The sequence below is a fragment of the Cupriavidus laharis genome (genome assembly GCF_914271435.1).
GTDB classification, from domain to species: Bacteria; Pseudomonadota; Gammaproteobacteria; order Burkholderiales; family Burkholderiaceae; genus Cupriavidus; species Cupriavidus laharis.
Genome location: NZ_CAJZAI010000004.1, coordinates 181260 through 204413, shown reverse-complemented (window position 1 = coordinate 204413; position 23154 = coordinate 181260). Strand labels below are relative to the sequence as shown.

Genomic DNA, 23154 nt, shown 5'->3' with positions numbered 1-23154 from the left:
CAGGAGCCGCGATGTATGGAATCCAACATCGTGGCGCCAGGCATGGATGTCACCGAGCCGATCTCAACGCGCGGCTCGAATAGTGGTGCATCACTGGGGAGCGGAGACTTCGCTCAGCAGTTTGCCCTTGGTCTCAGGCGCGAGGAAGTATGAAACGATGCCGCCAACCAGGCTGATGCCTGCCGCGATCAGCATTGCCGTGCCGACACCGAAGGAGTCGATGACCAGCGGCAGGAGAAAGGTTCCGGCGGCAGCCCCGACGCGGGAAAAGGCGGTAGCGAATCCGACTCCTACGCCGCGGATTTCCGTCGGGAACACTTCACCAGGATAGACTCCGCAAAGCGTAGTCGAAATCGCATTCACCAACGAGAAGGTGAAGAAGCAGATAAGAATGACGGCGGCCGAGACGTGGGAAAACAGTGCAACGCAGATCAGCGCAATCGCGGAAATAAAGAAAGGCGGAATACCGAGCTTGCGTCGGCCGACGCGCTCGATAAACATTATCGTGATGATGGTTCCCAGCACGGCCACTCCATTCAGCACCAAACCTCCCGTGAGCCCTTCTTCGAGTCCGAGCCGTTCCAGGACGATAGGGGCGAAGGCACCGATGGCAAAGTACGGCGTGACGTTGCACACCCAGAAGATCGAAACGAACGTTGTGGCTTTGATGTAGTCGGCGGAGAACAGGCGACCGAACCCCTGTTTGCCGACAGTCTTTTGCGATTGAAGATCGATTTGCTCTTCCGGCTCCATGTGCTCCGCCGCAAGGGCCCTTGCTTCGGCGACCCGGCCCTTGCTCATCAGCCAGCGAGGCGATTCGGGCGTCCCCAGGCGCATCAGGAAGACGATAACCGTCGGGATCGTGCTCAGGCCAAGAATCACGTTCCAGCTGGCTGCCGAGGACACGGTCAACGCGTAGCCCATTGCGTAGGAGACAAGGTATCCCACATACCAGGCCAGCTCGACAACCGAAAGCAGCTTGCCCCGCAAACGCGCCGGAGCGAATTCAGCCAGCAGTGGCCATCCGATCGAGTAATCTGCGCCAACCGCGATACCCATCAACAGACGAACGGCAAAGAGTTGCATAGCATCGGTCACGAAGAACTGGGCAACCGAGCCGATCAGGAAGATCGCCAGATCGATGGTGAACATCGGCCGACGCCCGACCTTGTCGGCCAGCCAGCCGCCGAGTGGACCACCGATGAAGATACCAATGAGCGCCGACGCGCCGATCAGGCCCTGCCAGACGACGGATAGATGCAAGTCATTGGTGATGGCAGGCATGACGATGCCGATGCACCCCAGGACGAAGCCATCAATAAGCATGCCGCCGGAAATGACCGCAGTCAGTTTCGTCAGGAATCTGCGATGCTTGTCGGATAGTCCAGCCGTGCGCTGAATGGGGGCCGGGGATAAGGAACCGATTGCGTTGGACAATGTTGTCTCCTTGTATTTGGATGGGCCAGGAGGCCTCACTATTGACGGCTCTGACGACCTTTTGATTTAGATCAACCAGCAAGGAGAGTTTGTGTAAGTCTGCCCGCTTGAACAAACGATATTTTGTGCGTCGATTGATTATTTTTTGTAATGAAAAAGAAAGCACGACGCTTATATGGACAGCAACATACCCGTGTGAAGAAAGCACACATGGCATGCTGCACAACCCATGCTTCTCTACTGGAGCGATAACAACCAGTTCCTGAAACTGCAGACGCTTTTGCGCCGCTCGTGCGGGCCGGCGGGCTCGAGAATCATGAATTTCCCGTCGGTTTGGAGCGTTTCAGGCACGGGGCACACCAACGTTCCGGCTTTCAGATAGGGATCGATAAGATTGCGCCAGCCCAGCGCCACGCCTTGTCCACTCAACGCAGCCTGGATCACCATCGAATAGTTGTTGAGATTGATCCTGTTGCGAGGCGTGACGGGAGCGCGGTCGAGTCGGCGAAACCACTCGGGCCAACTGACCCAGTCCCGCTCGGAATCGTCCAACCACAGCCAGGTGCACGCGGCAAGGTCTTCCGCCCTCCTTATTTCAGGACAACGGGCAAGATAGGCCGGGCTGCAAACCGGGAAGATTTCTTCGCTGCAAATCGGCGTACTCTTGATGGACTCCGGCGGACTCTTGCAGTAGTAGACAGCGAGGTCGCACTCCAGCTTCCGATAATCCTTGACGTGGTCGTAGGCCACGATGCGCAAGTCGATACCGTGGTGAGCGTCATTGAACTCCGGGATGCGCGGTAGTAGCCACAATGATGCGAGCGCGGTACTGGTGGCGACGGTCACCTGTTGGTCACCCTGCCAACGCTTGACGACTTGTGTCGCCTCAGCAAGCGCAAGCAAAGCTTCCCGGCTGGATTGGAAATACTGTTCGCCGGTCGGTGTAAGACGAACGGACCTTGTCGTGCGGTCGAGCAGATGTGCGCCGAGCATGTCTTCCAGCAAGCCGATTTGCCTGCTGATGGCGCCCTGTGTGACGTTCAACTCGTCTGCTGCGCGAGTGAAACTGCCCAAGCGCGCCGTTGCTTCAAAAGCAATAAGCGCCTTGAACGGTGGCAGTGGCTGAATCTTCATGGGAACGGGTGTCTCCGGGGGCTTTTTATAGTATGTCCCGTATCGGTTGCTCCAAGGGAGCGGGTTAAACTATATAAGCTTCATTAAAGGCGAGTCCTGCCTGGCAAGGTTGACTGAGTGTTGTTCGAGTATCGGGACACCATCAAGTAATTCTCGCATCACTTGACGGTATCCCTTTTAACGCTTTTCCGGATATATCGGCGGCTCGTCCAAGGCCCCCTCATCGCAAGTCTGTTTCCAGTTTCCCGGATAGACGACATACCCGAAGAGTGCAAAGCCGGAGTAGATCAGCTCCGTGTATTTGGGTATGTACAAGACCTGGCCGGGCTTGACCTCATAAGTGGTGCCGCCGACCTCCACCTCCAGGATGCCCTCGATGGTGAAGATAACCTCCTCGTACAAGGTGATCCAACTCACCCTTGCCCCCTCCCATCTCGCAAAGCCGATACCAAGACGGGATGACGCGTCTTCCGGAATCGCCCGCGCGACATAGGCCGCGCCGGGCGGTCCGCCTCTTACCACGAAGCCAAGGTCGGCCTGGTCGACCAGCCTCACTCCTGTTGCCGCACTGGCATACGTACTCATAGCTCGCTCCGGCTTTGCCATGCGGCGAGCATGATGCGCGATCGAACCCCAAGGCCCAGGAACGGTTCGGGCGGATTCAGCGACGGCATACCGGTGACCGCCTGAATGTCGTCAAGAAGCGAGGACTGTGCGCCAACCGCATGATCGGCAAGCAGCGTGCCGGAGATTGTCCCCCATGCTGCGCCCACGCCGTTATCGCAGGCCGAAGCGAACGCCCCGTCGTCCAGTTGACCGAAGAAATTGGTGAAGTTTCGAGAAATGGCGTAGACACCGCCCCAGGTATGAGTAAATTCCACATCCGACAATTCCGGAAAGCGGGCGAGGAATGCCTTGCGATGACTGGCGCGAATCCGATTGCGCATGGCATCGTCGACGCTGCGGCCATATTTCGACACGTGCCTGTAGGTATTGCGGATGATGATCCTGCGATCCTGAGTCATGCGCACTGTCGTGCCCGCATGGTCGGCGGGGGTCAATCCCCAGTCGAAAACGCCGCTATAGCGCTTGCTCTGGGCTTCGTCCAGCGGCGCTGTCCAACTGGCGAAGGTCATCACCGGCAGCAAACGGTTTTGCAGATAGCCGAATTCCCGCGTGAAAATGCTTGTACCGAGTAGCAAGCGCTGCGTATGAATCTCTCCGTTCGCTCCATGCAGCACGTAGCCGCCCTTTCCGTCGCGCTCCACTCGGAAGATGGGAGAATTCTCGAGCAGTTCAACGTTGTCGGGAAGGGAGCTGGCCAGTCCCCGGACCAGCGCGGCGGGCTGCATCAGATAGCATCCGGGCGTGTAAACCGCCCGGCTGTAATGGCTGGTGCCCAGCACCTTGGCCAACGCGGCGCCCTCCACCGAGTGATAGGGCTCACCAAGCTCGGAAAGTAGCTTTTCGAAGTGCGCGAGGTATGCCAGTCCCCGCTCGCCCACTGCACCCTGGTATTTGCCGGCATGCGACCACTGACACGCAATACCATGCTCGCCAATGAGCGACTGCAGTTGCCCAATTGCGGCTCGGTTCAGCCGCAGCAGGCGCTGCTTGAACTCTGGATCGGGGTTCTCCAGCGCGAACTTGTGGGGAAGATCAATTACAAAGCCCGAGTTGCGGCCCGATGCACCTTCTCCAACCCGTTGCGCATCGACCAGCAGAATGCGCGCCTCCGGCTTGTGGATAGCGAGCCGGCGTGCGGCAGCCAGGCCGGCGAAACCGGCGCCGATCACCGCATAGTCGGCCACCTGGCGGCCAGCGAGGCCGGTCGCCTTCTCGGGGGTCGGCAGCGCGGCATACCAGCCGCAACTCTTGTCATCGTGGGGCAGGTTCATTTTGCTTGATAAATATCAGGACACATATTCGCCGGCTTGGTGCTTGCATGCTTCCACCCATCGGCCTCGCAAGGATTGCGCGTCTGTACCGACCAGTGCGAAACCGCGCATGCGGCCGGTGTCATCAAAGTGGCCACAGCTAAAGCCATCCTCTGTCTTGTTGACGCGCCATTCGCCGGCGACCGAAGCGGGCGGAGGCAGGAAGCACAGCGGTGCAACCGGCGTTTTCACGTGTACGGGCATCGGCGGATAGCTGACAGCGGTCGGTTGGCCGGTAAGCGTGCGGGCAAGCGACGAGACGCCGTGGTTGATCGGTGCCAGGTACGGTGCCGGCCGGCCGTCGATTTCGACACAGTCACCGAGCGCGTAGACGTCTGGCAGGCATGTCTGCAGTTGTGCGTCCGTGCGAATGCCACGGCCGACATCGCAGCCACTGTCGGCTGCCAGCGCGACATTCGGCGCGAGGCCTACCGCGGAAATCACCACGTCCGCCTTGACTTCGCGGCCATTCGCGAGCGTAAGCGTCCATGCCCCCGGCTCTCCGGCGATTTCCTGCACCGAATTCTGCAGGTGCCAATCGACGCCAAGACCAGCCAGGGCGCATTGCAGATGTGCGCCAGCTTCGTGAGGCAGAAGGCGTTCCAGCGGCCACTTGCCGATGCCGATCACGCTCACATCGTATCCACTGACGGCAAGATCGTTGGCGAATTCACAGCCGATCAACCCATCGCCGATGATGGCCACCCGCGAGGCACCGTTCAACTGGCTCCGCAAGGCGCGATAGTCGTCCAGGTTGTTGACACTCAGCAACGCGTCGCTACGCCCCCTGACTTCAAGGCGAACCGGGCTGGCGCCGAGCGCGAGAACGAGCTTCGCGTACGGCATGGAACCCATGCTGGTCTGCAGGACATGCGCCGAAGCGTCTATGGCCTGAACATCGCAGTGCGGGTAGACGCGTATCTTCAGGCGTCTCTCGATCTCGAGAGGCGATTCGGAGATCAAGCCATCTGCGCTACGGCCCGATGAGGTCGCGATCGACAGTGCTGGCTTCGAGTAGAGGTGACCGGACTCGCGCGTCAGGACGACGATTTCGGCATCGGGATCGCGCTGACGGACGGCCTGTGCCAGGCTGTAACCGGCATGACCGGAACCGACGATAACGATCGGATGCAATACGGGCTTCGAAACGCGGGCCGCAGCAGCGACGGTCGTTGCCGCCGTCGCCGGCTTTGCTGGTGCCGCCGGCGACGGCTCTCCGGTGATCTCCAGCATCTCGAAATCCGCCTTGCCGACACCGCACTCCGGGCACTTCCAGTCTTCGGGTACATCTTCCCATCGGGTACCGGGTGGGATGCCGTCCTTGGGCCAGCCTTCAGCCTCGTCGTAGATCACCCCGCAGATGATACAGAGCCACTTCTTCATCTCTGCCACCTCTCAATGCTGCGCCACGCGGATCGCCACGTTCTTCGTCTGCACGTAGCTATAGATGGCTTCCTGGCCCTTTTCCCGGCCGAAGCCGGACAGGCCCACGCCGCCGAACGGCGTCTCGATGCCGCCGGCATACCACTCGTTGACGAAGACCTGTCCGGCACGCAGACGTCGGGTGAGCCGCAGTGCGCGGTTGACGTCTTGGGTAAACACCCCGGCAACGAGACCGAACGGCGTGCCATTGGCGATCTCGATCGCCTCGTCCTCGGTGTCGAACGGAATCACGGCCAGTACCGGTCCGAACACCTCTTCGCACGCGATCTTCATCTGCGGACGTACATGCCCGAGAACGGTCGGCTGCATGAAGTGCCCGCTCCGGTCGTGCATGCGGTCGCCGCCTGCCACCGCCGTGGCGCCTTCAGCAATGGCGTCCCGGCACATGGCGGCGACCCGGTCGAGCTGGCTGGCGCTGATCAATGGGGTGTGGTCGGGATCGTCTTCGCCGGGGCCAGTGACCAGGCGGTCGGCCAGGTCCGCCACCGCAGCGAGGACCTCATCGTAAATATCCCGATGGACCACCAGTCGCGACATCGCTGAACATACCTGGCCCGCATTGAAGAAGATGCCGCTCTTCACACTGGCAAGCAGCTCATTGCGGTCACAGTCCGGGAAGATCACTGCCGCCGACTTTCCGCCCAACTCCATGACGCTGGGCGTTGCCCATTGCGCCGCTGCCGAGAGGATGGCGCGACCAGTCGGCACTGAGCCAGTAAAAACTATCTGCTTTGTCTTCGGGCTGGCCGCCAGATGGGCGCCGACTTTGCTGCCCAGACCGCAAAGCAGATGGACCGCGCCACGGGGCAAACCGGCACGCTCGATCGCCTGGAAAAGAACGCACAAGCCCAGCGGGGAAAGCTCCGGCGACTTCACGATGACCGCGTTTCCTGCAGCCAGAGCAGGTGCAAGCGACCGGGCGCAAATCGAGACCGGGAAGTTCCAGGGCACGATCTGCACCGAAACGCCCATCGGCTCATAGCGGGTGAAATCGACATAGCCATCACCCAGGGGGACGGAGATACCTTCGATCTTGTCGGCCATGCCGGCGTAGTACTCGAAGTAGCGGGCAGCCTCGATGAACTCGTCGCGGGCATCGCTCAGCCGCTTGCCGTTCTCCCGGCACAGGACACGTGCGCCCTCCTCGGCCACCGCCCGGATTTCGGCGGCGATATGCAGCAGCCATTTCACCCTTTCAGCAGGGCGGTGCCGCGTCAGTTCGCCGCTGGCGGCGCATCGTGCCGCAGCGTCGAGGGCCTGTTCGGCATCCTCGACACTGGCAAGCGCCACGGTCGCGAATGGTTCGGCGTTGGCCGGGCAGGCTACGTCGAGATGACGAGAACTGTCGACCCATTCGCCATTGATGTAATTGAGCCAATGGCGGGCGATTGTGCGTTCCATCCGTCCCTCCTGTTACGCTTGCCCGCTTTCGAGGAGCTTGCTGGCCATCCACCGATGGAAATAGTGAGTAGGCGCGTCCATCTCGGGCGAGAAGGCACCGCCCTGGAACCCCGGCGACTGACGGCCTGCCTGCATGCCCTCCACTGCACCGATATCTTCGGTAAAGACGACGCGCCACGCCGCCAGCACCGCATGACGGCTGGCGGCATAGCACGGATCCTGGGCCGCCTCATCGCCCACGAAGAACAGCCGCAGATGTTCCACAGTGCGGTCGGCGGCCAGGGGCTGCAGCACCATTGCGAAAGCGTGATCGGCCTGAATGCCGAGAAGCACGTTCGGGAAAAGTGCCACGTACTCGGCAGTGCGCATCCGATCGGCCGGCCATGAGGGGAACGTCGGCAGTGAGGTACCCTCAACGTCGGCGAGGTTGTAGGCGTGGCTGCCCTGGCCGGCAAAACGGTCGGCAAAGGCGATGTTGTAGTGGTCTTCCAGGCGCGAATAGGTGTTCAGGGACGGATGTACCCAGGGAAGGTGATAAGCCTCGCAATAGTTCTCGACCGCGAGCTTCCAGTTGCATTTGACTTCGAGCGACCAGGAACCGCTGTCCTGCGGCATCCTGATCATCGAAAGCCCGTCCGAACCCAGAAATTGCTGCCAGCGGTCCGTCAGCGGCTTGATCGCTTCCTCGAACTCGGGAGCCGTACCGGACAGGTTGACAAAGACCATGCCCATCCAGACGTGGCTGCGCAGAGCCTTCAGCCCGTGCTTCTCGCATGCAAAGCGCGGATCCTTGTGCTGATTGACGCCCCCGATATGCGGCGTGCCCTTGAGCGCCCCGTTCAGGTCGTACGTCCACGAGTGATAGCCGCAGCGAATCACACCCTGGATTTCACCCGCTTCGTGCACCAGTTTCATGCCGCGATGGCTGCAGACATTATGGAAAACCTGGAGGACGCCATCGCGGTTGCGCACCATCAGAAGCGGCAGCCCCATGAAGTCGACCGGCTTGGCGAACGAATTCTGCTTCAGATCGTCGGCGAAGCCGATGCACACCCAGTCCTGGCCAAGCAGCGTGTCGCGCTCGTGTTGATAGTACTGGCCGTCGGTGTAGAACTCATTTCCGAGACCGGTGGCCTTCTCAATCGGCTCCAGAACCGTGGCAAGTTGGACGAGGGGAAATTTCTTGGCTTCGGTGGGGGCATTCATTGCCTTGTCTCCTTTGCATCTGTTGAACTTGTTGCCCGCATTGAATTGGTCGCGGGCTCGATGCAAATTATCGAAGTCGGTCTCGTCGACAACAAACGATTCTTTGGCGGTGGATTGATCAGGAAAACTCATAGATGGCCGCCCGGTCCCCGCGCATCGCCGTCGCCGTCACCAAGCCAAAGCGGTGCCTGGCCTTATGGTGCGCCGCACCAGCACCTGCCGCCGGCAGCAACATACGCGAACGCCGCATGTTGTCCCACAGTACCGCGTTGAGGTCATTAATATCTAATCGTCGGCCGTCGCTAACCCCTGCGGGGGAAGAGACCCATGCGCTGTGCAAAGTGCGGGTTCGGGAATCCGGAAGGCGCCAGGTTCTGTCAGGAATGTGGCGCGAGGCAGGTACGCGTTTGCCCTGCCTGCGGGCAAGAGGCAGTCGCGAGCGCGAAGTACTGCAGCGAATGCGGTGCACCGCTGGGCCTTCCCACCGGTGCGATGCGCCCTGTCACGGCGGCTGCACCAAGCACGCCTGTCGACTACACACCGCCCTACCTGGCCGAACGCATTCGCGCTGCCGAAGCGGAAATGAAAGCCCGCGGGCCGGTGGACGGGGAACGCAAGACGATCACGGCGGTGTTTGCCGACATGGCCGGCTCGACCGCACTGATCCATGACCTCGATCCGGAAGATGCGCGCCAGCTGATCGACCCGGTGCTGGCATTGATGATGGAGGCTGTGCACCACTATGAGGGCTATGTCGCCAAGTCGATGGGCGATGGCATCCTCGCCCTCTTTGGCGCCCCGATCGCAAACGAAGACCATGCGCAACGGGCCGTGCTGGCTGCCCTTCGCATGCAGGAGGCAATGCGACATTACGCCGACGGCGTGCGCCTCAGGCAGGGCATCGCCCTGCAGATCCGGGTCGGCATCAATTCCGGGGAAGTCGTCGTGCGCACGATCCGCATCAAGGATTTGCACACCGACTACGACCCCGTCGGCAACTCGATCCACATTGCCTCCCGGATGGAGAACATCGCAGTGCCCGGCTCAATCGTCGCGAGCGAACACACCCGCAACCTCACGGAAGGCTATTTCGAGTTCAAGCCCCTCGGCGAAACACCGATCAAGGGCCTGCCCCAGCCGCTCCCGGTTTTCGAAGTCGTCGGTCTCGGGCCGTTGCGCACCCGGTTGCAGGTTTCGGCAAGCCGTGGGCTGGCGCGTTTCGTTGGCCGCACCCGTGAACTCGGGCAATTGCACGACGCGCGTGCCAGGACAAGGGCGGGCCGTGGCGAGATCGTCGCGATCGTAGGCGAGCCCGGGGTCGGCAAGTCAAGGCTGTGCCATGAATTCAAGCTGCTCGCGCCGCACGATTGCCTGGTACTCGAAACGTTCTCCGTGTCGCATGGAAAGGCCTATCCATACCTGCCACTGATCGAACTGCTGCGGACCTACGTCCAGATCGCGCCTCAGGACGATGAGCGCCGGCGGCGGGAGAAGCTCACCGGAAAGCTGCTGACGCTTGACCGGGCGCTGGAAGACTGCTTGCCTTATCTGTTCCATCTTCTGGGTGCCGCCGAGCCGGACGCGGCACTTGCCCAGATGGACGCTCAGGTTCGCCAGCAGCGCACCTTCGATGCCATCAGGCGGCTGCTGGTGCGCGAAAGCCTGACGCAACCGCTGGAGCTGATTATCGAGGACCTGCAGTGGCTCGACGCCGAAACCGAGGCCTTTCTCGGCTTTCTCGCCGAGAACGTGGTTAGCGCCCGCATCCTGCTGCTGGTCAATTTCAGGCCGGAGTACCGGCACGCCTGGCGTTGCAAGCCCTACTACACCGAAATCCGCCTCGATCCGCTGGGCGAAGCCGAGGCACGCCAACTATTGCGCGCCTTGCTCGGCGATGACGCAGGCTTGGCCAACCTCGAGCCCCTGATCCTGCAGCAGACGGAAGGCAACCCGTTCTTCATCGAGGAGGTCGTGCAGGACATGGTCGAAGGGCAGGTGCTGCGCGGCGAACGCGGCCATTACCGTCTCAAGCAGGTCCCGGAAAAGCTGCACATCCCGGTCACAGTCCAGGGCGTGCTTGCCGGCCGCATCGACCGCCTGCAGCCGCATGAAAAGGCATTGCTGCAAACGCTCGCGGTGATTGGCAAGGTGTTTCCCTGGAGCCTGCTCGCGCGGGTTGTCGACCTTCCCGAGGACGACACGAAGACGATTCTGGCGCGGCTGCAAGCCGCGGAATTCATCTACGAGCAACCGGCATTTCCGGAGAACCTGTACAGCTTCAAACACGCACTGACGCAGGAGGTGGCCTACGCCTCCCTGCTGAACGAGCGACGTCGGGCGCTGCATGAGCGCACGGCACAGGCGGTCGAGGCACAGTTCAGTGCGCAGCTCGATGAGCACTGCAGCGAGCTGGCATACCATTTCAGCCGTAGCGGCAACACACCCAAGGCGGTCGAGTACCTGCACCGGGCCGGACGTCAGGCCATCCAGCGCTCCGCCGACGCCGAGGCCGTCACCCACCTCACCATGGCGCTGACCTTTCTGGCAACACTGCCGGACGGCCCCGACAGAGCGCGACAGGAACTGCCACTGCAAATCACGCTCGGCCCGGCCTGGATGGCCACCAGAGGCTTCGCGGCCCCCGAAGTGGAACGAACCTACACCCAGGCGCTCGCTCTCTGCCATCAGCTTGGCGACACGTCCCAGCTTTTTGCTGCCCTGATGGGACTGCGCACATTCCACACCGTGCGGGCGGAGCTCGCGACGGCGCGCAAACTGGCAGAGCAACTACTCGATCTGGCCCGACAGGAGCGCGATCCCGGGCTGCTTGTCCAGGCGCATCGCGCCTTAGGCGCCAACCTGTTCTATCTCGGCGAGCTGGCTCCCGCCCAGGTGCAGTTGGAGCAGGCCATGGCCATCTACGATCCCCTGAAGCACCAGGCGCAGGCCTTCGTCTACGGGCTTGAGCCCGGCGTGCAGGGTCTCGCCCTCATCGCCATGAACTTGTGGCTGCTCGGCTACCCGGATCAGGCCAGCGCGCGCGCCCGGGAAGCGCTCGAACTCGCCCGGACACCGTCTCATCCGTCGGACTCGGCGGATGCCTTGCTTGCCGCAGCCGAGGTTCGCCTGCTCCGCGGCGACGTGCAGGCGGCGCACGAGCTGGCGCAGGCGCTCATTTCCCTCTCGACCGACTATGGCCTGCCGTACGGGCTCGCTTGCGGAACAATACTCTCTGGCTGCGCGCTAACCCGGCAGGGGCGCGTATCAGAAGGCATAGCGCTGATGAACCAGGGCTTGGTGGCCTACCGCGCGACCGGGGCCGAGCTGATGCGCAGCCACTTCCTGACGCTTCTGGCCGAAGCCTACGCCAGCGCGGGACAAACCGGGATGGGACTTGCGACGTTGTCCGAGGCCGTGGCCGCCAGCGAACAGGCCGGGGAGTGCCTGTATCAAGCCGAGATTCATCGTGTCAAGGGAGAGCTAACGCTGCTCGAACGGTGCTGGAACGGGGAAACCGACGAAGCCGCCACCCAGGCCGAAGCGTGCTTTCTGGGGGCGATCGAGAAGGCCCGCCACCAGGGCGCCCAATCGTTGGAATTGCGCGCAGCCGTAGCGTTAAGCCGAATGTGGCAGCGGCAGGGCAAGCGCACTGAAGCGCGCACGTTGCTGTCGGAGAGCTATGGCCGGTTTAGTGAAGGCTTCGAGACAGCGGACCTTCGCGAGGCCGGCGCGCTGCTTGCGCTCCTCAGCCATGCCCCGTCCGGATGACGTATTTCCGACGGCCTGTTGTACCACTGAAAACGGCCACTGGGATCTCGCCGAGGGGAAAGGATGTCGGCGCGATGCCAGCCGTCGCCTGCGCGAACCGCGCAACCATCCAACTTCAGAGGCGGCGTATGAAAGCCTTTTGGACGCCCGGGACCTCAGCAGCACCTCAGCCCTTTGCGGGCCTGGCACGTGGCCTCGGCAAATTTGCCGTCGATCCGGAAATGTCTTGGCGCGTCCTAGAGGACTCGAACCTCTGACCGCTCGCTTAGAAGGCGAGTGCTCTATCCAACTGAGCTAAGGACGCGAAGGGCAGCATTCTACCGCAGCGCGATGCTGCGCGGCGGATCAGGATGTCGCGCGCTGCCGCCAATGCGTAGGCTCACCCGCGCTGGCGCCATGCCATGGCATGCCGACGCGGTGCAGCGATACGCAGTTGCGGCCCGCTTGCTTCGCATCGTAGAGAGCCTGGTCGGCACGGCGCATCAGATTCTCCACGGTCTCCGACGGCTCGCGCTGCGCCATGCCGATACTGACGGTATAGGCAATGGCGTCGGGTTCGGAAGGGCACGGCGTGTTTCTCACGGCCGTACTGAGGCGCAGGCTCGTCGCGCGCCCCCGCTCCAGCGTCGTGCCAGGCATGACGAGGGCGAATTCCTCGCCGCCGAGCCGGCCGATGATGTCCTGCGAACCCGCCGTCTTCCGCAGCAAACCGGCGCAGTGCCTCAGTACGCTGTCACCGGCCAGGTGCCCGTACACATCGTTGATGGCCTTGAAGTGGTCCAGGTCGATGAACGCCACGGTCAACGGCTTACCCTGCCGGTCCGCTTGCCCGATTGCTGCCTCGAGCTGCTGCCAGAATGCGCCGCGCGCCAGCAGGCCCGTCAGGTCATCGTGGCTGGCCTTGCGTTCGAGCATCCGGCGCAGGCGGTCATGGGTCATCAATGCAAAGCTGACCGACAGCCCCACCATGGCGAACACGTTCAGCACGACCAGCGAGCCGTCCTGTGCCAGCGGACCAGGAACGCCGGGCTGGACGACGGAGCCGGCAAGATTCCAGGCATTCAGTCCGGCGCACCCGGCCGCAATCAGCACCAGCGACAGCGCAGCGAACCTGCCCGTGCCACGCTTCTGTGCGAGCACCGGCACAACGCTACGCACGAGGTCGAGCAACAGCAGTACCTGCCCGAAACCCAGCGCCGCCGGCATCCAGGGGCGCAGCGCCTCCAGCCAGCCGGCATGCGGCCACCACGTGCCGCCGGCAATCGCAGCCCCCAATACCAGGTTCACGACCAGCAGCGTGGAGGCATGCCCGGGCTTTCCGGCGAAATGCCGCGTGCCCGCCGCCATCAGCGAAATACCCGAGAACAGGGCCATATCGACAGCGTCGGCCGCCAGCCAGTACCCCGCGAACTCGGCCAGGGCCGGCATGGCGGCCGCTGACGCGGCCATGAGGTCGCCGAGTGCCCACGCAGTCAGGCCGCTTGGCTCCATTCCCGGCGAGCGGCGCAGCACGGCACAAACCACCGCCATTTGCAGGGCAAACAAGCCTGCAACGAGCACAATCATGTGCGACTGAAACATCTTCATTCCCGTCCAGCGACAGGCAGCGCCCCGCACGACGCCACCGTCCCTTTTTGTCTCGGCCCTGCTTCGGGACCGTCGTTTTCAATTTGCCGCCAGACCGGTTCCGGACATCCGCCAGCCGATGCGGGCGCAAACGGACTGGCAGGCCGGCACGCTCTCCGCAGGCGGGAGCGCTTCTTTCTTTTATGATGGCCTGGACAGTCCGCTCAAGGGTGCTTTGCCATCGATCCCGGCAAACACGGGCGGACTGTGGCGGTCTGGCGATTATCGCCGGGCCCGAATTCAAGTCAAGCCGCAGTCGGCCCATCCTAAGCAGGGTGCGTTCGCCGGGGCGCCTTCGGCGCGCCGCAGACGGCACCTTTTCACCTGGATTGACCTTGCCATGCGAAGCCGGCTACAATGGCAGGCTTCGGAGCGTAGCGCAGCCTGGTAGCGCATCTGATTTGGGATCAGAGGGTCGTAGGTTCGAATCCTATCGCTCCGACCAGTACACCAGTACGAGCAAAAACGGCTTATGTCTTCCGACATAAGCCGTTTTTCTTTTCCACGCCGCCCGGCCTCGTCATGGCGAGCTGCCCTGCGGCGCTCCCGCCGCGGCATTGCGCCGCTCGAAATGGCAATAGGCGTCAGCCGCCACCAGCCCGAACAGCGCATGCGCAAACAGGCTTTCCCAGCCTCGCGCCTCATCGAACCAGTTGAAGTAGCGACCCAGCGCGTAGAAATTCACCAGGTAGACCGCTACGCCAAAGACGATACCGACGATAGATGCCAGACCCATGCCCGAATCCAGGCGGAAAGAGCCCAGGATCAGCGCCAGTATGGATGCCAGGATGATCGACAGCGCGTAGTGGACCGTTGCCGCGGCCAGCACGATGGTCCAGCTGAAGACATCCGGGGACGTCAGGGCCTCTCGGCCCAGGATGATCGCCGCCACCATCTTCACCGTGCCCCAGGCACCCAGATAGAGCAGGAAGCGTGCAGTCAGCAGTTCCAGCACCATGTAAGCCGTGCCGGCGATGAGGCCCGCGACGACGGCTGCCCGCCAGTCAGGCCGGCAACGTACATAGTGGTGCGATTGCATGTGGAGTTCCATGACCACCTCCGTTTGCAAGGGCCTCTCAGTACATAAGCCCGTGAGTTAGTTCTAGCTCATATCCGACAAATACCAAGGTCGCGACTGCACCGTAGGCGGACCAAAAGACACCCAAAGAGGGTTAAGCACCGTCTATCCGGCGGATGCCTTCGCCCGTGCCGCCAAGTTGCGCCTGCCTCATTGAAATCCCGCACCCGTGGTACAATATGTTGTTAGCCCCGGGATGTTCCGCATCCCTGTCACCGGGCGTTCTCTCCAGCGTGAAGGCCGGCCCTTCAGATCCTTCCGCAACGTTACAGCCATGGCGAGCGACCGGTAACACGGTGCCCGCGCACCCGCGACTCGCACGGCCGAGGTTCTGCGGCCGCAATCGGCAAGACAGATCGGCCGGGCAGATTGCGCCCCCTGGACGATTCCCTAACCGGACTGGATGGTACGCGGCCTGCTGCGTCGTCCGGGCCTTGTCAGCTTGCCTGGGACAACCCAAGGCGCGACCCGCCGCCATGCGGCAAGCCCTGTGCACATACGCCGGACCGGCATGCCCGCGCGTCGCGTCACATCGGATGTAAAACGTAACCATTGCAGCCCGCGGGCTGCAGAAAAGGAAGATAGATTGGCTAAGGAAGAACTCATTGAATTTGGCGGTGTGGTGTCGGAAGCCCTGCCCGACAATCGTTACCGAGTCCTGCTGGAAAATGGCGTCGAGATCTGGGCCTATGCATCGGGCAAGATGCAGAAGCACCGCATCCGCATCCTGGCAGGCGATCGCGTCACCCTGGAAATGTCGCCGTACGACCTGACCAAGGGCCGCATCAACTTCCGCCACAAATCCTGAGTCTTTGCCAGCGCCGGGCCGGAACCACTTCCCGCCCGGCCTCAGCGCAATGATTGCGCGCCAGCGTGTGTCACGCGCCTGACACTACGCTCGGAGACACTTGCGGGCTGCCTGACAGGCAGCCCGTATTGTTTTGGGCGAGCCGCCACCGTGGCCCGCCCTGCTTGCGCCTATCGGACGGCTTCACCATACTCGAAGCACGAATCCTGCCCAGCTCCGACATGAACCTGATCCTCTGGCGTCACGCCGAAGCCGAAGAACTCCCCGATCCGCTCGGCCTGAGCCGGAACGCGGACCTGCAGCGTCCGCTCACGCGCCGCGGACGCAAGCAGGCAGACGCCTCCGCGGCATGGCTGCGCGCCCAGTTGCCTGCCGGCACCCGCCTACTGTGCAGCCCCGCGCTGCGCACGCGCGAGACTGCGGCGGCGCTCAGCAGCCGCTCTGAAGTTGTGGATGCCCTCGCGCCTGGCGCTGACGTCAGTGCCGTCCTCAGCGCCATAGGCTGGCCGCAGGGCGATGAGAACGTCGTGGTGGTGGGTCACCAACCCTGGATCGGAAGGCTGGTCAGCCTGCTGCTGGCCGGCACGGAGATGAACTGGAGCGTACGCAAGAGCGGCATCTGGTGGCTAGCCAGCCGTACCCGCGAAAGCGAGGCGCAGACGGTGTTGCGCGCGGTCATCAATCCTGAGTTCCTCTGACACACCCCGATGAGGAATTTCTGAATCTCCGGCCCAGCTGCGGCGCGGGCACAACGGCTTCCGCCCGCAGCGCCCAACGCCATCGGAAATTTCGGCGAAGAGCGATAGCCCCCTGTTTCTCCACTCAATAGAGTCGCGTGGTTCGCCGGCACGCCCGGCATTGGTGACCCGGAGAAACAAGCATGTCGCGCACCCCTGCCCCACCCTCCTGCCTTGCCCAGGCCGCTCCCTCCTCGTCGGTCGCACCAGGCGCCCACACTGCGCCAGCGCGCGTCATGGAAGCGTCATCGCCGGGTCACGGCACTGTCACCGCGGCTCACTACATTGTTTCGCAGCAGTATCGTCACCAAAAGGACACACTGATGCGAGACCTCCCGACGCCTACCCAGCCGCTTTTCGACTCCCTGCCCAATGGCCTCGGCGGCCAGTCGGCGCGGAGGCGTCTTCATCGCCCGTCGGATACACCGGCAAATGAATCGCCTGTTCTCAGCGTGGCGTGGGCGCGCCATCAGGATGAAGTAGTCGAGGCGCAGCGCCTGCGCTACAAGGTGTTCGCCGAAGAGATGGGCGCGCGCCTGTCGTCGAAAGTGCCCGAGCTGGATATCGACATGTTCGACGCCTACTGCGACCACCTGATCGTGCGGGACATGGTCACGCTCAAGGTGGTCGGCACCTACCGCGTGCTGCCGCCGCACCAGGCCAAGCGCATCGGCTGCCTGTACGCGGAATCGGAATTCGACCTGATCCGCCTTTCGCACCTGCGCCCCAAGATGCTCGAGCTCGGCCGCTCCTGCGTGCACCGTGACTATCGATCAGGGAGCGTCATCATGGCCCTGTGGGGCGGCCTGGGCGAGTACCTGCAGCGCTGGGGCATCGAATCGATGCTCGGCTGCGCCAGCGTGCCGATGAGCGATGGTGGCCACTATGCCGCCAGCCTGTACCGGCTGTTCAGCGAGCGTTCGCTGGCACCGATCGAATACCACGCCTTCCCGCGCGTGCCGCTGCCTGTCGAAGACCTCAACCAGCAGCTCGAAGTCGATCCGCCCGCGCTGATCAAGGGTTACCTGCGCCTGGGCGCACGCATCTGCGGCCTGCCTGCCTGGGATCCGGACTTCAACGTGGCCGACTTCCTCACGCTGCTGCGCGTGAACGACATGAACCCGCGCTATGCCCGCCACTTCCTTGGCCTGAACCACGCGGCCTGAAGCGCTCCGGCGCAATGAAAACGGCGGCCATTGGCCGCCGCTCCTGTTTGGCATCTGGCGCCGCCGCTCTGGCGGTCAGGCGTATACCACCTTGTAGCGCTTGCCGACGCGCTGCCATTCATCAGCCTCCTGCGCCAGGCTGTATTCAACCAGCGGATTGGCTTCGATCCAGGCCTTGGGCACGCGAACCTCGAAGCCCTCGTCAAGCGCGTCCGACCGCTGGGACACACGGATATCCGGCAGCGGCGCATCCGAGCGCCGGCGGCACAGCACGAATGCCAGCCGCAGGCTGAAGAGCATGCGCCAGTCGAGGAACTTGCCGCTGCCCGAGAGCTTGCCCAGCTTGCCGGCATGGCCAAGCAGCAAGGCCGCCAGGCGTGCCTGGTCGGTCTTGGAGAAGCCCGGCATGTCCGCATGCGTCGCGATATAGGCCGAATGCTTGTGGTACCCGCTATGGGAAATCGACATACCCACCTCATGCAGGCTGGCGGCCCAGCCTAGCAGCCCGAGATTGTCCTCCCGGCGCTCATGGGGCGGCTCGGGGAACTGGGACAGCAATGTGGTCGCGGCGCGGCGCACACGATTGGCCTGTGCGCGGTCCACGCCGTAGCGGCGCATGAACTGGTCCACCGTCACCGTGCGCATGTCCTCATGATGGCTACGCCCCAGCAGGTCGTAGAGCACGCCAAGGCGCAACGCCCCGTCGGTCACGTCCATGCGGTCGATGTCGAGTTCGGCGAACACGCCCAGCATGATTGAGAGTCCGCCCGGCAGCACCGGGATGCGGTCCGCCTTCAGGCCCGCCAGCTTGACCCGGTTGGTGTTCTCGGCCTTGATCAGCGCACGCTTGAGCCGCTCCAGGCCCTCGCGCGTGATGCCATGCTCGGCCTGACTGTCGTTCATGCCGTTGAGCTCGATCAGCTCGGCCAGTGCGCGCGCCGTACCCGATGAACCGACCGCCTGCTCCCACCCCGCCGCGCGATACTGGCGCACCAGCACCTGGATTTCGCGCCGCGCGGCCAGTTCGGCCTGCTTCATCGCGTACTCGTCGACATTGCCGCTTGGGAAGAACTGGCGGCTGTGCGACACGCAGCCGATGTAGAGGCTTTCCATCAGCTTCGACTGGTAGCCGCTGCCGATGATGAATTCGGTCGAGCCGCCACCGATATCGACCACCAGCCGGTTGCCCTGGCACACCGGCGCATCGTGCGACGCACCCAGATAGATCAGGCGCGCTTCTTCGCGTCCGGCGATGACTTCGATCGGGAAGCCTAGCGCGGCCTCGGCCTCGATCAGGAACTCCGACGCATTCTTGGCCACGCGCAGCGTGTTGGTCGCCACGGCACGGACCTGGTCCGGCGAGAAATCGCGCAGCCGGTCGCCGAAGCGGCGCAACGCGTCGATGCCGCGGCGCCGCGCCGGCTGGTCAAGGTACTTGTCCGGTGTCAGGCCGGCTGCCAGCCGCACCGGCTCGCGCAGGGCGTCGACCTGGAAGATCTGGCTGGCCGGGCCGTTCGCGGTGAGCGTCTCGTCCACCCGCCCGATCATCAGGCGGAAGCTGTTCGAGCCCATGTCGACGGCGGCCAGCAGGCGTGGGGTGTTGTTCATTCGGTGTCTGGGAAGCTGAAACGCATGGAGCACCGGCTACCGCGCCGCAAGAGACGGGCTGTCCGCACAGGCGGTGGCCGGCACCCCGGAAAATTATGTCCTCGGCATGTCAGCGTCATGACAAAATCGTAGTGTCATAAAAGTGACATGAATCTATGAAAAAGTCGCCACATTACCAAAAGAAGGTCATACCCATGTCGACGACACCGTCCAGCACGCTGCTCAACCGCGAGCTGGGCATTCTGGAATTCAATGCACGCGTTCTGGCACAGGCCGCCGACCCCAAGGTACCCCTGCTGGAAAGACTCAAATTCATCTGCATCGTGTCCAGCAATCTGGACGAGTTCTTTGAAATCCGCATGGCCGGGCTGAAGGAACAGATGCGCGACAACGCCTCCGGCCTCACGCCCGACGGCCTTTCCATCCAGCAGGCTTACCAGCGTGTCACGGAGCGCACCCAGCAGCTTGTGGCTTCGCAGTATGACATGCTGCAGAACGTCATTTTTCCCCTTCTCGAGAAAGAAGGCATCTTTTTTCACCTGACCACCACCTGGACCGACGCCCAGCGTGAATGGGCGCGCGACTTCTTCGTCCGCGAGCTGGGCCCCGTGCTGACGCCAATTGCGCTGGATCCGGCCCACCCGTTCCCGCGCGTGCTGAACAAGAGCCTGAACTTTGTCGTCGAGCTCTCCGGCAAGGACGCCTTCGGCCGCGAGGCCGACCTGGCCATCGTGCAGGCGCCCCGCGCGCTGCCGCGCGTGGTGAAGATGCCCGAGAAGCTGTCGGGCTACCCGTTCGGCTTCGTGATGCTGTCCTCGTTCATGCAGGGATTCGTGCATGAACTGTTCCCGTCCATCGAAGTCCAGGGCTGCTACCAGTTCCGCGTCACGCGCAATTCCGACCTCTTCGTTTCCGAAGACGAGATCACCGACCTGCGCGAAGCCCTGCAGGGCGAACTGCCGACGCGGCACTTCGGCGATACCGTGCGGCTGGAAGTCTCGTCGGACACGCCGCCGGCGCTTGCGCGCCGCCTGCTGCTGGAATCCGGCCTCGGCGAGCAGGACGTGTATCGCGTCTCCGGGCCCGTGAACCTCGTTCGCCTGATGCAGATCCCCGACATGGTGGACCGTCCGGCGCTGAAGTTCCCGCCCCACGTGCCGGCACCGGTCAAGCCATTTGCCAGCGGCGCGCCGATTTTCGATGTCATCCGCCAGCAGGATGTGCTGCTGCACCATCCATACGAGAGCTTCAACTCCGTGCTCGACCTGTTGCAACAGGCCGCGACCGACCCGGACGTGGTGGCCATCAAGCAGACGGTGTACCGGACCGGCAATGAATCGCTGGTCATGGAAGCGCTGATGACGGCGGCACGCAACGGCAAGGAAGTCACCGTAGTCGTGGAACTGCTGGCGCGCTTCGACGAAGAGACCAACATCAACTGGGCCGAGCGGCTGGAATCTGCCGGCGCCCATGTCATCTACGGCGTGGTCGGTCACAAGTGCCACGCCAAGATGCTGCTGATTGTGCGGCGCGAGCCGGCCGGCGCCAAGGCCAAGCAGGTCAAGCTGCGCCGTTATGCCCACCTCGGCACGGGCAACTATCATCCGCGTACCGCGCGCCTGTACACAGACTTCGGCCTGCTGACCGCCAACGAGGCCATCTGCGAAGACGTACACCACGTCTTCCAGCTGCTGACGGGAACCGCCGGCACCATCCGGCTGAACCATCTGTGGCAGTCGCCCTTCAGCATGCACAGCAACCTGGTCGAGCATATCCGCGCCGAGGCGCGCAATGCGCGTGCCGGCAAACCTGCTCGTATCATCGCCAAGATGAACGCGCTGCTGGAGCCATCCATCATCGACGAGCTGTACAAGGCGTCGCGCGCCGGCGTGAAGATCGATCTGATCGTACGCGGTGTCTGCGCGCTGATGCCTGGCGTGCCAGGCATGTCCGAGAACATCTCGGTTCGCTCGATCGTGGGACGCTTCCTGGAGCACCACCGCGTCTATTACTTCCTTGCAGGCGGCGACGAAGTGCTCTATCTGTCCAGCGCCGACTGGATGGACCGCAACCTCTTCCGCCGCGTGGAAGTGGCGTTCCCGGTGCTGGACAAGGCGCTCAAGGCACGCGTCATCAAGGAGAGCCTGCAGGTGCACCTGCGCGACAATGCCTCGACGTGGATCATGCAGCCGGACGGCAACTATGTCCGCAAGCAGACGCGCTCCAAGCACCCCCATGTCAGCCAGAACGATCTGCTGGCAATGTTCGGCAGCACGTAAGCACGACACCGAACAAAAAAAGTGGCCCGCTTGCGCGAGCCATTTTTTTGTTGGGCTTGATGACAGCCGATGTTGCCGTCAGGCGGCGCGGCGCGAAGGATCGGCCGCGCCAGCCACCTCGCGCACGCTGCGCTCCGCGGGGAAAATGATGCGGAACACGCTACCCCGTCCCACCTCGCTGTTCACGCGCAATTCCGCATGGTGGCGCGAGACCACGTGCTTGACGATGGCCAGGCCCAGGCCGGTGCCGCCGGTATCGCGCGAACGGCTGCGGTCGACGCGGTAGAAGCGCTCGGTCAGGCGGGGAATATGCTCGGGCGCAATACCGAGGCCCGTATCCGCCACCGAAAACACGGCATGCCCGTCATCCCAGCCAAGCCGGATGGTGATACCCCCGCCGGCGGGCGTATAGCGCACCGCGTTCGAAACCAGGTTGCCAAGCGCCGACAGCAATTCCGTTTCGGTGCCGCGCAGGCCCACGGTGGGGTCGATCTCGGCGGCAATGTGGTGCCGCTCCTGCGACAACGCTTCCGCATCATGCACCAGGTGGCTCACCATTTCCCGGACCGGCACGAGTTCCTGCCCGGGCGGCTGCGCATCGCTTTCCAGCTTGGCCAGGGCCAGCAAGTCTTCCACGATGCTCTGCATCCGCATGGACTGCACCAGCATCATGTCGACATAGCGCCTTCGGTCTTCCTCGGACACCGGCAGGTCGCGTACGGTCTCGAGAAAGCCCGTGAGCACGGTCAGCGGCGTTTTCAGTTCGTGCGATACGTTGGCCACGAAGTCGCGCCGCATGGCCTCGGTATTTTCGAGCTTGGTGATGTCCTGCGTGATGACCAGCTTGCGGTTGTCGCCATATGGCAGCACCTGCACCGAGATCACGCCCTGCTTGTGCTCGCCCATGTCGCGCATGGCCAGCGGCTCGTCGAAGCGCTGGCGCGTCAGGTAATGGACGAATTCGGGACGGCGGATCAGGTGCGTGATGCGCTGGCGCACGTCGCGCCGCGCGTTCAGGCCGAAATGCTGTTCGGCCACGCCGTTGCACCATTCGATCTGGTCCGCGTCATCGAGCATCAGCACGCCGTTCGGCGAAGCCTGGATGGCCTGGATAAAGCGCGTGTGCTGCTGCTCAACCTGCAGCACCTGCAGGCGCCAGCGCTTGACCAGTCGGTGGAGCCGGTAGTAGACCTCGCCCCAGAGACCCAGCGCGCTCGGGATCTCGCCATATGCCGGCGCGTCCAGGACCTTCCACAGCCGGTTGATCTGGTAGAGATGGAATGCCAGCAGGCACAGCAGTGACAAACCCATCACTGCCAGCGCGGGTATCGGGCCCGCCAGGAAATAAACCCCGACGGAAACCACCACCAGGCTGATCAGGATGGCCGCGGAACGGGCCCAGATGACATTCATGCGCGCAAAAGAAACTCAGGGGCCCTGACTGCGGGCAGATGGCGGCGGAGCCGCCGTTTTGCGGCAGAGTTTGCCACGAATTCGTAGCAGTTGGCCACGCAGCGCCGGCCAGG

The 23154-nt window shown here is 63.0% G+C and carries 16 protein-coding genes and 2 tRNA genes; 6 read left to right on the top strand and 12 right to left on the bottom strand.

The genetic code is table 11. The annotated features are described in order from the left end of the window. Positions 1–90: 90 nt before the first annotated feature. From LDO29_RS10870 to LDO29_RS10835, 7 genes are all read right to left on the bottom strand, one after another. Complete coding sequence (locus LDO29_RS10870; RefSeq protein ID WP_224079792.1) at positions 91–1437, bottom strand: MFS transporter; 1347 nt, start codon at positions 1435–1437, stop codon at positions 91–93. 237 nt (positions 1438–1674) lie between these two features. Further along, positions 1675–2571 (bottom strand): LysR substrate-binding domain-containing protein, encoded by an 897-nt coding sequence (locus tag LDO29_RS10865; RefSeq protein ID WP_224079791.1) that lies wholly within the window; start codon positions 2569–2571, stop codon positions 1675–1677. 177 nt (positions 2572–2748) lie between these two features. After that, positions 2749–3156: an ethanolamine utilization protein EutQ gene (locus LDO29_RS10860; protein WP_224079790.1), complete on the bottom strand. Its 408-nt coding sequence runs from the start codon at positions 3154–3156 to the stop codon at positions 2749–2751. Beyond that, positions 3153–4469, bottom strand: coding sequence for an NAD(P)/FAD-dependent oxidoreductase (locus tag LDO29_RS10855; protein ID WP_224079789.1), 1317 nt, complete (start codon positions 4467–4469; stop codon positions 3153–3155). The genes LDO29_RS10860 and LDO29_RS10855 overlap by 4 nt, the downstream gene beginning before the upstream one ends. A 15-nt stretch (positions 4470–4484) precedes the next feature. Beyond that, the gene (locus LDO29_RS10850; RefSeq protein WP_290369559.1) at positions 4485–5891 is read right to left on the bottom strand and encodes an FAD-dependent oxidoreductase; all 1407 of its coding nucleotides are present in this window, start codon (positions 5889–5891) and stop codon (positions 4485–4487) included. 12 nt (positions 5892–5903) lie between these two features. After that, positions 5904–7352, bottom strand: a complete 1449-nt coding sequence (locus LDO29_RS10840; protein WP_224079788.1) for an aldehyde dehydrogenase family protein — start codon at positions 7350–7352, stop codon at positions 5904–5906. 12 nt (positions 7353–7364) lie between these two features. After that, entirely contained in the window at positions 7365–8690 is a 1326-nt protein-coding gene (locus LDO29_RS10835) for an aromatic ring-hydroxylating oxygenase subunit alpha (protein ID WP_224079787.1), read from the bottom strand. Positions 8691–8885: 195 nt separating this feature from the next. Here LDO29_RS10835 and LDO29_RS10830 point away from each other — a divergent pair, with 195 nt between their 5' ends. Further along, positions 8886–12326: an adenylate/guanylate cyclase domain-containing protein gene (locus LDO29_RS10830; RefSeq protein WP_224079786.1), complete on the top strand. Its 3441-nt coding sequence runs from the start codon at positions 8886–8888 to the stop codon at positions 12324–12326. Positions 12327–12553: 227 nt separating this feature from the next. Here the strand turns inward: LDO29_RS10830 and LDO29_RS10825 are convergent. Both LDO29_RS10825 and LDO29_RS10820 read right to left on the bottom strand, forming a co-directional pair. Then, positions 12554–12630: transfer RNA gene (locus tag LDO29_RS10825), tRNA-Arg, on the bottom strand. A 41-nt stretch (positions 12631–12671) separates the two neighbouring features. Further along, a complete protein-coding gene (locus tag LDO29_RS10820; protein WP_224079785.1) occupies positions 12672–13907 on the bottom strand; it encodes a GGDEF domain-containing protein in 1236 nt (411 codons plus the stop codon). Between the two features lie 413 nt (positions 13908–14320). On the opposite strand from LDO29_RS10820, the gene LDO29_RS10815 reads away from it, so the two are divergent. After that, positions 14321–14397, top strand: a tRNA-Pro gene (locus LDO29_RS10815). A 75-nt stretch (positions 14398–14472) separates the two neighbouring features. Here LDO29_RS10815 and LDO29_RS10810 read toward each other — a convergent pair. Beyond that, positions 14473–15003 carry a hypothetical protein gene (locus LDO29_RS10810; protein ID WP_224079784.1) on the bottom strand — a complete coding sequence of 177 codons (531 nt, stop codon included), beginning with the start codon at positions 15001–15003 and terminating at the stop codon, positions 14473–14475. A gap of 613 nt (positions 15004–15616) precedes the next feature. Between LDO29_RS10810 and infA the strand changes: the two genes are divergently transcribed. From infA to LDO29_RS10795, 3 genes are all read left to right on the top strand, one after another. After that, complete coding sequence (gene infA / locus LDO29_RS10805; protein WP_006578938.1) at positions 15617–15838, top strand: translation initiation factor IF-1; 222 nt, start codon at positions 15617–15619, stop codon at positions 15836–15838. Positions 15839–16059: 221 nt separating this feature from the next. After that, entirely contained in the window at positions 16060–16536 is a 477-nt protein-coding gene (locus LDO29_RS10800; RefSeq protein ID WP_224079783.1) for a SixA phosphatase family protein, read from the top strand. A 362-nt stretch (positions 16537–16898) separates the two neighbouring features. Next, positions 16899–17741 (top strand): GNAT family N-acetyltransferase, encoded by an 843-nt coding sequence (locus LDO29_RS10795; RefSeq protein ID WP_224079782.1) that lies wholly within the window; start codon positions 16899–16901, stop codon positions 17739–17741. Between the two features lie 75 nt (positions 17742–17816). Here LDO29_RS10795 and ppx read toward each other — a convergent pair whose 3' ends face one another. Further along, positions 17817–19349, bottom strand: coding sequence for an exopolyphosphatase (gene ppx, locus LDO29_RS10790; protein WP_224079781.1), 1533 nt, complete (start codon positions 19347–19349; stop codon positions 17817–17819). 155 nt (positions 19350–19504) lie between these two features. Between ppx and ppk1 the strand changes: the two genes are divergently transcribed. Next, positions 19505–21628 (top strand): polyphosphate kinase 1, encoded by a 2124-nt coding sequence (gene ppk1, locus LDO29_RS10785; RefSeq protein WP_224079780.1) that lies wholly within the window; start codon positions 19505–19507, stop codon positions 21626–21628. A 78-nt stretch (positions 21629–21706) separates the two neighbouring features. Here the strand turns inward: ppk1 and phoR are convergent, their stop codons facing one another. Then, positions 21707–23041: a phosphate regulon sensor histidine kinase PhoR gene (phoR, locus tag LDO29_RS10780; RefSeq protein WP_224079779.1), complete on the bottom strand. Its 1335-nt coding sequence runs from the start codon at positions 23039–23041 to the stop codon at positions 21707–21709. Between the last annotated feature and the right edge of the window lie 113 nt (positions 23042–23154).